The following is a 12,637-nucleotide window of genomic DNA, read 5'->3' as shown; positions in this document are numbered from 1 at the left end:
TATTTTATTGAGTTCTTTGCTAATCTATAATTGCAGTTCACTGTCAATAGAGGATCTTGCATAAATATCTTTAACGTTGATAGCAGTTTTATTGATCTTCCTTTCAAAATCCGTTGCATTAAGGTTTTCGTCTTCTTCTACATCAGGGCGTTACAGAGGTTTTTAGTTCCTCAGTTTGGTTGCTGATGCTTACTCGCGTAAAATTGTAGGTTACTCATTGTACGTACGTTGCAGGTCATAAGTTGTCTTAAGCGTTGTAAATGGCTATTTTAACATGGCAGTACGAATTCTCGTTTTACTTGCTCCATCATTCGGATCGAGGCATACAATATTGCTGCAATGTATACACTGAGATACTTCAACGCTTCGGTATTGCCGTAAGTATGACGCAAAACGGAAGTTTGTATGACAATGCGGTAGACCAAGAAGCAATGGCATCTTAAAGAACGAGTTTTAACCAAAAAGGGTTTCTCAGAACCATGCAGATGTATAACCTTTTTAAATATTTTAATTGCTTTATTAAGATTTTAATTCTACTTTTGGCTCGGAACCGAGCGCCCCAGATATGAGTGACTGAAACGCAAGATTAATTATATTACTGACAAGCCAAGTAACAGCAAATTTTAGTTAAACCAGCTGGCATAGGTTGTCTTTAAACACTCATGATGCCGATTTTAAGTCCAGCTATTAACAAAATATTGCTATGAAACTTGAAATCACAAAACACTGCGCGGATTCACTGCGCTCTTTTCTCCAAAATAACTTCGGAATACAGATAAAGTCATCACATGCTCATGAGCTTGTTGCTGCGTGTTTTGGTTATTCCTCTCGCGCAGCTTTACTGGCGGATACAAAATGTCCGATTAGTAACTTAAAGCAGGCCGAAATTTTAGTTCTAACCCCAACTGCTGAAATTAAAAAACGACGAAAGGAACTTAAAGGACTACCAGAAAATTTGCCTGATAACCTAGTCGAAGGTGTTTACTTTTCCCTTTATGAAAAAAAATGGATTTTGCATACAATTCGACCAACTTTGGAAGAATTGGGAAAAGCCCTTGCTGACCAACATTTGAAGTCGAAACCTGCTTACTTTAGAGACATGAAGGTTCAGCGGCAGGATGTTAAGTTAGAATTTCATAACGACGAAGTGACAATAGTAGTTTTTCGCGAATACGCTTCTCCAAGTCTTTTATTACCATTTCAACAAGGTAGGAAAGGAGTTGTCGATGCATTCCAGCTTAAACGGGTAGCAGGCTTTATTGGCTATCTAAAGACAAATCATCATTATACGGAAGCGGAAACTTTGGACGTAGCCATAGAAAAATGGAGAATGGTAGCCAACGATCACTGAGTGAACATAATCTTACTCAAGGTTAGACGAAGTCCGAAGCACATCAGAATTGGCCTGTTTAAATGCATTACCTTGTAATTTTAATATCATGCAAATGATTGCAAATTCGTCAGGTATTACAGGGCGAGCTATGAGCAATTAAGATTATAGCGTTATTAGAGATGTAATAGAGAGGATAAATGCGCTATGACTTAATAACGACTAAATAGTTTTTAAATTGCCAGATGGAAAATAATTTTTAGTATCCAACAATGCATTGTGGGTATTAAGAGACGAAATAAACATTGATTAATAAAAAGGGAATAAGCTGCTTTATAATCGTGAATAACTAACACATTGTGCAAAAGTTCGGATAGCAGCTTGCTTTATAAGTGTATATATTTGTGTAATATTGAGAGAAGAGGCTGTGTGTTCATGATAAACTTTTGCTTGTTTGAAAAGTAGATTTGATGAAGGCTTAGTGTGGAGGAACTTAGACAATTAACCTATTTATCCAACACTTATAAACAAGATCAGATGACTAAACCTCTAATGAGGATAAGATTTGTTGCGGTAAAATATTCCGCAACCCTTGTGGATAACTTGCATAACATAGCAACTAAAAAAAGTAGTATTTTTGTTTAATTCAATATTTTAGAAGTAAGAAAACTAGTAATAATATGGTGAAGAAAGAATAAAGAAGCAAGAGGAGATTCAAAAAGTAAGAGCTAAGTGCTGGTAACACTTAGCCCTCTGAAATTTGTATCATCCGTACCTAGAAAGGCAGGATAAAGTGTTTTCTCAAAATTTAAACGCGAAATAAAGAGATTTGTTTCGTATAACCAAAAAAATCTACGGAAACCGTAAAAATACTTTTCCCTTCTAGTGTACCTTGGGGTCGATACGTGTCCCATGTCTTATACGAAAAATCACGTTTTCATGGGATAATAAAGTGCTGAAGCTGTGCTTGGTCGGGTTCTTTTCGACTTTTTTTCTTAATTACTTTTCAGCGTTGGTACGTAAGTGTAAAACTATAAATTCATTTAAATATAAAAAATATGGCAAGATGTACAGCACCAGTAAATGGTCATCGCACAGCAAGTGGCGCAGCAGCCTGTCCAGCGTGCGGCAGTCGCTATAGTCGCGGCTACAATTCATACTCAAGTTACTCATCACCATACCCTTCGTCGGGATATAGCTCGAGTAGCCGTAGCGGTGGAAGCGGATCTGAAAGAACTATTAAACCACGTTGGTCGAAATCAGGCTCTACCATTTTATACACACCTGCAGAGATTAGGACACTCTCCCCTGTCCGTGAAAATTTTGAGAAGCGATCATCCATTCCTGACCTTCGTGACGTCTTTCTTTGCCACGCATGGGACGACCGAAAAGGGGCCGCCAAGGAACTACACGATTTACTCGAATCGAATGGCGTTTCGGTTTGGTTCAGTGAAAAGGATATCCTGCTGGGGTCATCTTTGCTCCGAGAAATTGACAAGGGATTAGTCAAATCAAGAGTCGGAATAGTGTTGGTAACTCCTGCACTACTGCGCCGACTCGCAGGAGAGGGCATTGCTGATAAAGAGCTTTCTGCACTTTTGGCACGAGATCTTCTCGTTCCGATCTTACACGACACGACCTATGAAGCTTTACGTGAGGTAAGTCCTTTACTCGGCTCCAGAAGTGGCCTTAGTACTTCAGAGGAAACAATGGTTGGTGTCGCAGCCAAGTTAGCCGAACTGGTTGCCCCCGAGTCAGCGATAAATTGTTAATTGTCTATGTGGATGATTTCAATTAAGAGCGTTAGTGTGTAGGTCTATTGTTTAGCTAGGCGCTTTATAGCGCCTAGCTATTTACAATTGTAAACATGTATAAAAATAGCTATGAATGAGAAAAAAGCTTTAGAGTTGGATGGTGTTTTGAAATCATTACCGTATAACGGATCGCCGCAAATTTACTCCTTTACATCTGTCGATGAGGAAAATAACATTCATATGTTAGCTGCGAATGACTTTGTTACGGCAAAAGAATTGACAGGTAACAAGTTCGTTCTAAATCTGACTAGTGAAGGTAAGAGTTTTGTTTTGAATGGTGGGTTTATTAAACAATTAGCTGACAAAAAGATCGGAGAATCAGATAAAATTCTTCAAAGACAGAGCTGGAAAGCGGCTATTCGGAATTCAACGCTGGCTCTCATAGTGTCTATTCTTGCGTTTCTTTTTTCTTTGAGAGAGTATTTGTTTATGTTATGTCACTGGATTACTGAGTTGATAACTTAACTGTTTGATGACGAGCCTAAATAATGGATATTACAGTTAAATAGTGCCAGCCAATTTTTGTGCCATTTTTGATTTAGCATATATTACCTATTAGTTACATCGCAGAACGATTACGGATCGTTTGTGCCAATTTAAGAGATCAAGGACTACCTTGTCGTATCATATAAATTGTAGCGACATGGCCAACAAACTTGCTGTCTTTGAGCTTCTCGTTCTGTCTTAGGTAGGTATTTAGGAGGTCTATTATCTTAACGACATATTTGGATGAGAGAAAAGTGCGGAAAGGAAAATTAAGTGACGAATAAGATCAGCCTATTCAGCTCTACAGTTTGCGTGATTTATATCCAATGATTTGTTGACAGTTCCGTAATTTTAGTTTTCCCAATGTTAGGTTTTGCATTGTCAGCATAGGCGGTCCATGTTATCTCTTTATCGAGCAACATATAATTTGATTTTATCTTAACATCCAAAGTCTTTCTAATGCTAAGAGAGGGTAAAATTGCTAAAGGATGGTTTCCTTTTTCTTGATTTGACCAATTAATTGTTTGTGTATTATTTCTCCCAGAGTGTTGAAACAATATGTCTGTCGGTAACTCTATCTTGGCGTTAAAGTAATTTGCCAAAACCGAACCTCGATTTATGGCACGGCAGTAAAGATGATAAACTTGCCTATCAATAGCACTGTGTTGAATAAATGTGCCAAGCATAAACTCAAGATATACATTGGGCTGTTTGGCTCTATTCATTATATCCTTAATTTCGTAATCATACATAGGTTCACAATTAAAGTTGAATCTTTTGTAATATTTTTTATCGTCGGCTTGATGAGCTTGATCCGATCTTGGTATTTCTACAATGTAGATAGCCTTTTCTCCTATAGGTATTGGATGAACAATCAAACCATCAATACGAGGTCTAATTTTGCTGTTTATTATTTGCTCGAGCCACTCTTTGGAAATTTTTTCTCTATCTATTGGATCCAACTCTGATGGTAGATGTCTATTAATCGCATCTTCTCTCATGCCATAAATAATGAGTCCACCATCCGAATTAGCAAACGATGATACATCTTTAGAGATTTCAATGGTTTTTCTGTCTTCTTTTGCGAGAGATCCTGAGGCTTTGTAATCCAAATTTAAGTGCTCCTCGACTTGATTCTCTATGAGAGAGTTTAGATAATCGATGTTAAATTCCATAAAAGTTTACCTATAACCGTGGAGTAAAGTTAACTTAATCGAGTTCACTTGTCTTTACTAACAAGTAATTGACAAACGCGCTGCAAGCAACAAGCATGAATTTTGCGTCCTCTTGCTTTAATGATGATTCACTGAGTAAGGAGTGTCTTATTCCGCCGCCATCACTAGTATAACCATATAAGCTAGAAAAAGAATTCTTTAGTGCTGGATGGATCTCATGCCTTTTTTCAGCCTCTTTTAATGCTTGTCCTAGCGTTGCTTTCGGATTATTTGTTGCAATACAGCAAAACGATTCGATCGCGCTTATTGACTCTTTAATGGAGTTGCGATAATCGGGGCTTTTTCTGTCAGACAATAATTCCAATGCCCGTCTAAGATGTGTCTGAACGGGTTTGTATTTCGAAGTTTGTTGTGCAGCTTCTTCAATAGACGACATTTCTTCTTCTGAGCTAATTTCTGTGATTAATTTATCTACAAACCGATAAGCTGAGAGGTTTTGCTCTAAAATTTTGTTTGCAAGAATGTAAAACTCTTTGTTAGTCTTATTATCATAACCACCTTCTCGAACTTCAAGCTCGTAATTATTGGGAATAAACTCTAAGATATCGAACATTTCATTCCAACTTGATGTTAAAAAGTCGTCTTTTAATTTATTTAATATTTTTGGGGTATAACTATCAAGCTCGTCAAGCCTGTTGCCATAGTACTTCACCCAAATTCTGTTAATCAAAAAGTAAATGCTTTTATCCGTTTCAGAAATCCATGTTCCGAATCTTTTAAGATAGAAAATTGTAAGCGCATTCCAAAGTTGATTTCTCAGAACTGCATCAGCGCTTTCTCTCTGTATTATTTCTCTGACTGGTTTGAGGCCTATTCTCTGTGAAAATGATTTCATAAAATTTGAGTAAGTAGGAATAATATTTTCTGTTTTCGATCTATTTATTCTGATCTTTGTCCATCTCCAACGCACTTATCAAGTTCACAAGAAGTACATTTTGTTCTCTACGAACGATTTATCCAATTGTCAATGATACGATAAAAGAGGTAGATAACTAAGGCAATGACGCCTAAGTAAATCGAAACGACTAAAAGAGTATAGTACATAATAAAGGTTGCCTTTTGGATGAAGTGGTAAAATTAGTTGCATTTTTATGAAGTCTTTTTAATAATGCTCTTTTTCAATTTTTTTATTTTCTTTAACCGAGCTCGACGGTTGTCAATTTTTTCGTAAATCAGCATTCTCATTTTTCTTCTGGTATGTATCAAAAAAGATAATTCGCCACCGATCTCCATTTGGAGAAATACCGCTATATCACCATCTAACAAACCACGCTCTACCTCTTCATCGATATATAATATCTCTCTGATTTCAGTTACACCTGTGATGTCTATACCGTTCGCGACTAGCCTAACGTGGGTTAATAGTATTAATCCATTACTAGTGAGCGGGATCGTAAACTCCTTTTTCTTTTTGAATTTCTTGTTATAAAATCCTAAACTTTTTATCAAGGTTACCGTTCTTATTACCTTAATTTTGTCCATCAGCTTTGATTGTATTCTTAAGACATTGCCATCATTTGCTGTTTACGTAGACCTTACTGCTGCGATCATGCTTGCGGTTATTTTGTAACCATCAATATTTTGATCGTCCATAGTCCATTTTTTCGCATTGGGCTTTGCATTTTCGACAATGTAGCTAGAAGATCATTTACTCAACCATTTCCATGTCGACTTGTTCTAATCCCTTACTTTTTTTGATTTAAACGCTTCAACTGTGCTGCTGCTCCAATCGCTAGGATAGAAAAGCTCTCTTATGTCAATGCGCAAATACTCCGCAATTTGAGCAAAGGTTGTTAACGACGGTTGTTGATGATTATTAACCCATCTAGATACCGTCTCTTTCTTAACTTTTAAAAATTTTACTATATCATTGTTCTCTACCCCGAGTTCTTCAAAAACCTCTGCTAAACGGTTTAATTTCATTTCTATAAATAAATTTCTTTTTTAGTTGACTTTTAAAGTCAACTTTGTATATTTGCATTAGTAAAACGCGACAGTAAAGAGTAGAAGATTCTACTTTAACGATGTCTCTCTCGTTTGAGAAAACCGCCAAATTGCCTACGAGAAGACCGTGAGTTCGCCAGATTCTATTGGATATGTTATCTTTGATGATATATTACCGATAGAGGCGGACTTCATGTTAGTCTTTTTTGAAGGCAAAGCGTAAATCTCGAGTAGATTTGTGCAAGGGTTAGCTTGGCGGTTATCCCTCAATCAAAAAAGCATTGGAGCCGCCCTATTGGTTTCTATAGGTAAAAAGGTCCAAAGTTTTTTGACATCGTTTCCATAAAATCAGGAATTATGAAAACGAAAAAAACCAAACCGACTAGTTACTTAAATCACAAATTACTTGTGTGGTCCGTCATCCAGAATGGCGCCTTACGAGTACATCCCAAATCCCTTCAATCACCTTTAAAGAACATCATCGCTTCACCTGAATAGGTGGATCAAAAGATAAACAGGCTGTGGATAGCATAGGGAAGAAGCAAAGAAGCTCAACCCGAAGCAGGCTATAAAAAGCCATATCTCAGTCTGTCACCGATCCTATTCCAATAAGAAAACGATTGTTCGCTTAGGCTTGGAGTAGGTCAGATCTTTTGGTTATTGCAATTACCTCTAAAGATAGTGGCTTTCTTTCAAACCCGCAAATAATTTGTGCCTTGTTGGTGATATGGGGTCGGTTTTTTCTAAAATTTTTTAAACCTAAACCGAATTAAATCGACCAAAATGAAAGCATTTTTACGCTTAATGGGAGGGGTGTGTGCTGTTGGGAAGTTATTAGTTCAAGCCATCTCTCGAAAGAATAAAATATTAAATACAGCGCGCAAGAGTTCACTAACGATGAATGATGAGCGATTAGTGATGAGTGCGCTCGTTTCCTTTGCTTACAGATCCTTCGTCCTGTTCTGTAACGAGATTAGGATGACATGTGAGGTGAAGCCGGTAAGTAGGACGCGCTGTATACAAAAAATAAATGAAAAAACTACCTGTAACTCGCGAGTTACAGGAAAATGGGGTTTAAGAGGTGTTCAGGGCGCTTTTTGTTGGTTTTTTGCTGCTAAAAATTGTATAAAAAAGTACTGGAAATTTAGGTGCAGATACCTTTTTTCGTCGCAAAATGGGGCTGACGAGAATATGATTGAGGCTATGAGGCGGAGAAGACTGCCACGTCGTAAACTCCTCGCAGTGAAGCGTAGTGGTAAGGCCTCGCGCGGCCTTAAACCTTACACCGTATACCTTATAACCCTAAAGATCTTGTTCTGTGTTTGTTTGGCACACGCCCGGCAGTCCTCCTCCCCGGAGGCTGCCCACGGCGTGGCTTCATCCGCAGATTCTATTAGGCCGCTACAAATAGGGGACACCATTCCGGAAGCCTTATGGCATATGCCTCTGCAAATGGTAAAAGCAGGGCAGGAGGGAAGCAGCACCGTAACGCTTAGTGTTTACAGGGGTAAACTTATTATTCTGGATTTTTGGGCGACGTGGTGTACAGTGTGTCTAGCGTCTTTTCCAAAGATTGATTCCCTTCAGCAACAGTTTAGTAACGAGGTGAAAATATTACTGGTTAACGCTTCCGAAAGTGCAGATCGAGTGCGGGCTCGTTTGCCGCTAAAGAAAAGGACGATGACCGTTGATATGGTTTATGAGAAGAAAGTACTGCGTCAGTCTTTCCCTTTTAGATCGATACCTCACCATATCTGGATCGGGACGGACGGAAAAGTTGTTGCCATTACAAGTGGGAATAATACCGATGCACGCAGTATTGGGAGTTATCTGAATGAACAGAAAATTGCTTTACCCACCAAAGTAGATCTGCAGGATTTTGATCCAAAAACACCTCTGTGGTTGGAAGGAAATGGACGACATGAGGATCAACTGATGGGCTATGCTTATGTCATGCGCTATATCCCGGGTATCCCGAATAGTTTTCAAAAAGAGGTGGATAGCCTCGGAAGGTTTCGCTCCATCCGGACGGGTAACCGCTCCGTTGCTGATTTGTACAGTATTCTGGTAGGTGGTCTGGAATGGTACAACAATCCTTTTAACCGGGCAAACAGGATAATACTTGAAACCAAGAAACCGGCGGAACTGCAGCTTCCACAGGATAAGGCCACGTGGGACGATTGGAAACAGGAACATTACTATGTCTACGAGATGCGTGTGCCGGAGCACTATCAGGGTGATGGAGCGGATCTGATGCGGCAAGATCTGGAAAGGTATTTTCCCTATACCGGGAAACTGGAAGATCGGAGCGTGCCATGTTTGGTCCTAACTACCGCGAAGCGCCACAATGATTCGAAAACCAAAGAGGGGAAGCCACGCATTCTGAAACAGGGAAATAGTTTGGAGCTGATCAATCAACCGGTTGATGTGCTAATACGCATTTTACAAAAACAACTGAAAGCACTCAATTTACCTATTATATCGGAGCAAACGCGCTCTTTTAACCTAAACCTTACATTAAATATGGAAACAACAAACCTAAACCAGCTGAGCAAAGAGCTGGCCATTTATGGCCTGGCACTAAAAAAACAGAAACGGAAAATTCCAATGTTGGTGATCCGCGATAAGGAGGTAAATCAATGAAAACCGCCTTATGCTCTCTGTTATTGATACTGGTTGGCGCTACGATTCATGTACAGAGCCAAACCCTAACGGGCAAAGTGCTGGATCGGGAAAACCAACAACCCTTACCTTGGGTAACCGTGCAATCATTGAAAACCGCCGAGGTCGTGCGAACGGATAGTCTGGGCAACTTCCATTTACTGAAACGGGCCGTGGGCGATTCTATACGCGCTAGCCTAATGGGTTATGAAACGGTTACGCTGGAATTGACTGATCTGTCTAAGCCGATCAGATTGCTGTTGGCTAAAAGTGCGCAGACCTTAGAGGAGGTGACTATTTCGACTGGCTATTACTCCCTGCCGAAGGAAAGGGCTACGGGTGCCTTTACACAGTTGGATAACGAATTGCTGAACCGTAGTGTGAGTACGGATATTATCAGTCGCCTGGAAGGAGTCACCAATTCGCTGGCTTTTGATCATCGGAATACCAGTCAAAGCCAACCTGAGCTGCGTGTGCGCGGCTTAGGCTCGCTCTATGCCAATAATTCTCCCCTGATTGTGCTGGACAATTTTCCTTACGAAGGGGATATCAATAATATCAACCCCAACGATATTGAAAATATCACCATCTTAAAAGATGCGGCCGCTGCATCCATATGGGGTGCCCGTGCAGGAAATGGCGTCATTGTGATCAATACCAAGAAAGGACGTTATCAGCAGCCCGTCAGTATTAACCTGGTAAGCAACGTCCAGCTGGCGCAAAGACCTGATTTATTTTACAATCCGAATTTTTCGAGGTCAGTCGACTTTCTGGAAGTGGAACATGCACTTTTTGAGAATGGTTTTTATCAGGAAAATGATTGGACGGCATTAACTCCTGCGGTGGAAGCGCTGATAGCGTATCGTGATGGGCAATTGGATGATGCCGGGTTACGGCAACGTTGGGACGAATTTGCGGCTACGGATGTAAGGCAGGAAGCGCAGGATCTGTTGTACCGCCATGCCATTAACCAGCAGTATGCTTTGAACCTGCGTGGTGGTGGTGAAAAGTATCTCTTTTACACCTCAGCGGGTTTCGATAAAAATTTAAGCAGTACCGTTGGTAACAGCTTTCAACGGATATCGCTTAATTTCAATAATACCTTCGAAGTTTCGTCCGCTTTGGAAATTTCTGCGGCTTTGGCCTATCTGCAAACCAGGGCTGAAAATAACGGACTGGAATTGTCGGGCATTCTTTCGGGAGCTAATCAGCAACTATACCCTTATGCAAATTTACTGGATGCGGAAGGGAATCCTGCAATGATTGCACGGAATTATCGGAGTAGTTATATTGATGGGGCTGTAAGCGAGGGGCTGCTCGACTGGTCATACCGGCCCATGAAAGAAAGGGCGCTTTTTGATAATGTACAGAGGGGAAGCGAGGTCCGTCTGAATACAGGCCTGAACTACCGTTTTCTGAAGCATTTCAATCTCGATATTAAATATCAATACCAACGCCTGCTCAGCCGTAGTCGGGATTACGATGATCCGGATAGTTACCGGGTAAGGAACTTGGTGAATATGTATACGCAGGCGGACGGAACACGTGTTTTTCCGGAAGGAGCGATCTTGAAGTTAAATAACACGGAAACGCAGGCGCATTCGCTGAGGGGGCAGTTGAATTATAACCAGCAATTTGATGGACAGGAAATAAGTGTTTTGGCAGGCGCAGAGGTACGGGAGGCGAGAACAAAGGGTGATGGCATCGAATACTATGGCTATGATGATGAGGTGCTTACCTTTCAGCAGCAATTCGATTTTGTTACGCGCTATCCTACAAGGCCCCGCGCTACCGCTCGTTTGCCGCTTCCGCTGGCGTCGATTACGGAGGGGCTTGATCGTTTTGTGTCGGCTTTTGTGAACGCGGCTTATACTTATCAGCAGAAATATACCTTATCTGCCAGTGCCCGATGGGATGCTTCTAACCTTTTTGGTGTAAAGACAAACCAACGGGTGGTACCCTTGTGGTCGGTAGGCGCAAAATGGCGTTTGGATAAAGAGGCCTTTTATGATTTTGAATCACTTCCCTCGTTGGCTTTACGGGTTACTTACGGCTATAACGGAAATATTGATCGTTCCATGACGGCCTTTAATACGGCTGTCTATAGTACCAATACCACTACAGGCCTGCGCCAGGCTTCGATCCGTAACGTAGGCAATCCGAACCTGCGCTGGGAGCGCATCGGTACCTTGAACCTGGGCCTAGATTTTGAAACAAAGAACGGTTTCTTGCAAGGTACGGTAGATTATTTTATTAAAAATGGTAAGGACTTATTGGGTGATGTATTGGTAGATCCTACCATGGGCTATGACATTTCTTTTGTGAACGCTTTTCGGATAAACAACGCTGGTTTACGCACGCAGGGTTTTGATGTCCAGCTGGGTGCTGATTTAGTGAAACGCAGATTGGGATGGCGTATGGATATTTTAGCGAATTATGTAAGGAACAAAGTGACGGAATATAATGGGCCGGAGAACTTGCTCGGATTTTCATCCAACTACGGTATTCCCCCACAGAAAGGTAAATCACTCGATGCTTTTTATAGTATACCTTGGTATGGGTTGGATGGGCAAACGGGCGATCCTTTGGTAATGGTAGACGGGGTGTTGGGTACAGATTATGCAAATTATTGGCGAACGGTAGATAGCTATGACGATTTGATCTATAGCGGCTTAACGTTTCCGCCTTTTTCCGGGTCTTGGCGGAATACTTTTTCTTATAAATCATGGGCCTTAAGCTTCAATATTACCTTTAAAACCGGTTACCATTTTAGGCAGAGTGCCATCAGCTACGCTTCTTTATTGAATAGTAGGGTAGGGCATCGCGATCTGGAATACAGATGGCAGCAACCGGGCGATGAGCGCTGGACAACTGTGCCGTCCCTGCCATTAAATGTAAACAGTAACCGAGAAAACAGCTATCTGACGGCGGAGATATTGGTACATCGTGGGGATCATATCCGTCTGCAGGATATCAATCTCAGCTACCGGTTCGTGGCTGCTGAACTGCGCAGCTTGGGTATTAAGAGTGCGAAGTTATTTGCCTATGCAAATAACCTGGCTATACTTTGGCGGGCTAATAAATTGGGGGTAGATCCGGATAGGCCCAATGCTACTTTACTGCCTCCGCGTATGTTGGCTCTTGGTTTAAACCTTAACTTCTGATAT

11 protein-coding genes are annotated in these 12,637 nt (G+C 40.8%); 7 read left to right on the top strand and 4 right to left on the bottom strand.

The window, feature by feature from the left end; translation table 11 throughout:
* The first annotated feature begins 260 nt into the window (after positions 1–260).
* From ACH11B_RS26520 to ACH11B_RS26505, 4 genes are all read left to right on the top strand, one after another.
* On the top strand, positions 261–443 hold the full coding sequence (locus tag ACH11B_RS26520) for a hypothetical protein (RefSeq protein ID WP_377611319.1): 183 nt from the start codon (positions 261–263) through the stop codon (positions 441–443).
* 260 nt (positions 444–703) lie between these two features.
* Entirely contained in the window at positions 704–1,351 is a 648-nt protein-coding gene (locus ACH11B_RS26515; protein WP_377611317.1) for a hypothetical protein, read from the top strand.
* A gap of 1,037 nt (positions 1,352–2,388) precedes the next feature.
* Positions 2,389–3,102 carry a toll/interleukin-1 receptor domain-containing protein gene (locus tag ACH11B_RS26510; protein ID WP_377611315.1) on the top strand — a complete coding sequence of 238 codons (714 nt, stop codon included), beginning with the start codon at positions 2,389–2,391 and terminating at the stop codon, positions 3,100–3,102.
* 111 nt (positions 3,103–3,213) lie between these two features.
* Entirely contained in the window at positions 3,214–3,609 is a 396-nt protein-coding gene (locus ACH11B_RS26505; protein ID WP_377611313.1) for a hypothetical protein, read from the top strand.
* Positions 3,610–3,947: 338 nt separating this feature from the next.
* Here ACH11B_RS26505 and ACH11B_RS26500 read toward each other — a convergent pair whose 3' ends face one another.
* The 4 genes from ACH11B_RS26500 to ACH11B_RS26485 form a co-directional block, all read right to left on the bottom strand.
* Positions 3,948–4,805 (bottom strand): helix-turn-helix domain-containing protein, encoded by an 858-nt coding sequence (locus ACH11B_RS26500; RefSeq protein WP_377611311.1) that lies wholly within the window; start codon positions 4,803–4,805, stop codon positions 3,948–3,950.
* Between the two features lie 34 nt (positions 4,806–4,839).
* The gene (locus ACH11B_RS26495) at positions 4,840–5,700 is read right to left on the bottom strand and encodes an AbiJ-NTD4 domain-containing protein (protein WP_377611309.1); all 861 of its coding nucleotides are present in this window, start codon (positions 5,698–5,700) and stop codon (positions 4,840–4,842) included.
* A gap of 254 nt (positions 5,701–5,954) precedes the next feature.
* Positions 5,955–6,347, bottom strand: a complete 393-nt coding sequence (locus tag ACH11B_RS26490) for a hypothetical protein (RefSeq protein ID WP_377611307.1) — start codon at positions 6,345–6,347, stop codon at positions 5,955–5,957.
* Positions 6,348–6,542: 195 nt separating this feature from the next.
* Positions 6,543–6,788, bottom strand: coding sequence for a helix-turn-helix transcriptional regulator (locus ACH11B_RS26485; protein ID WP_377611305.1), 246 nt, complete (start codon positions 6,786–6,788; stop codon positions 6,543–6,545).
* Between the two features lie 378 nt (positions 6,789–7,166).
* Between ACH11B_RS26485 and ACH11B_RS26480 the strand changes: the two genes are divergently transcribed.
* The 3 genes from ACH11B_RS26480 (at position 7,167) to ACH11B_RS26470 (ending at position 12,634) form a co-directional block, all read left to right on the top strand.
* Positions 7,167–7,307 (top strand): hypothetical protein, encoded by a 141-nt coding sequence (locus ACH11B_RS26480; protein WP_168204594.1) that lies wholly within the window; start codon positions 7,167–7,169, stop codon positions 7,305–7,307.
* A gap of 285 nt (positions 7,308–7,592) precedes the next feature.
* A complete protein-coding gene (locus ACH11B_RS26475; RefSeq protein ID WP_377611303.1) occupies positions 7,593–9,452 on the top strand; it encodes a TlpA family protein disulfide reductase in 1,860 nt (619 codons plus the stop codon).
* Positions 9,449–12,634 (top strand): SusC/RagA family TonB-linked outer membrane protein, encoded by a 3,186-nt coding sequence (locus ACH11B_RS26470; RefSeq protein ID WP_377611301.1) that lies wholly within the window; start codon positions 9,449–9,451, stop codon positions 12,632–12,634. The genes ACH11B_RS26475 and ACH11B_RS26470 overlap by 4 nt, the downstream gene beginning before the upstream one ends.
* The last annotated feature ends 3 nt before the right edge of the window (positions 12,635–12,637 follow it).

The sequence above is a fragment of the Olivibacter sp. EAT-5 genome (genome assembly GCF_044784325.1).
GTDB lineage: Bacteria > Bacteroidota > Bacteroidia > Sphingobacteriales > Sphingobacteriaceae > Olivibacter > Olivibacter oleidegradans.
The sequence above is the reverse complement of the archived record's forward strand: the minus strand, read 5'-3'. Positions and strand labels throughout refer to the sequence as shown.

What these genes read in the sequence shown, in the direction of transcription:
- ACH11B_RS26520 (WP_377611319.1), top strand. Translation starts at nt 261, where the DNA reads ATGGCTATTTTAACATGGCAGTACGAATTCTCGTTTTACTTGCTCCAT.
- ACH11B_RS26495 (WP_377611309.1), bottom strand. Translation starts at nt 5,700, where the DNA reads ATGAAATCATTTTCACAGAGAATAGGCCTCAAACCAGTCAGAGAAATA.
- ACH11B_RS26485 (WP_377611305.1), bottom strand. Translation starts at nt 6,788, where the DNA reads ATGAAATTAAACCGTTTAGCAGAGGTTTTTGAAGAACTCGGGGTAGAG.
- ACH11B_RS26505 (WP_377611313.1), top strand. Translation starts at nt 3,214, where the DNA reads ATGAATGAGAAAAAAGCTTTAGAGTTGGATGGTGTTTTGAAATCATTA.
- ACH11B_RS26470 (WP_377611301.1), top strand. Translation starts at nt 9,449, where the DNA reads ATGAAAACCGCCTTATGCTCTCTGTTATTGATACTGGTTGGCGCTACG.
- ACH11B_RS26515 (WP_377611317.1), top strand. Translation starts at nt 704, where the DNA reads ATGAAACTTGAAATCACAAAACACTGCGCGGATTCACTGCGCTCTTTT.
- ACH11B_RS26475 (WP_377611303.1), top strand. Translation starts at nt 7,593, where the DNA reads ATGAAAGCATTTTTACGCTTAATGGGAGGGGTGTGTGCTGTTGGGAAG.
- ACH11B_RS26510 (WP_377611315.1), top strand. Translation starts at nt 2,389, where the DNA reads ATGGCAAGATGTACAGCACCAGTAAATGGTCATCGCACAGCAAGTGGC.
- ACH11B_RS26500 (WP_377611311.1), bottom strand. Translation starts at nt 4,805, where the DNA reads ATGGAATTTAACATCGATTATCTAAACTCTCTCATAGAGAATCAAGTC.
- ACH11B_RS26480 (WP_168204594.1), top strand. Translation starts at nt 7,167, where the DNA reads ATGAAAACGAAAAAAACCAAACCGACTAGTTACTTAAATCACAAATTA.
- ACH11B_RS26490 (WP_377611307.1), bottom strand. Translation starts at nt 6,347, where the DNA reads ATGGACAAAATTAAGGTAATAAGAACGGTAACCTTGATAAAAAGTTTA.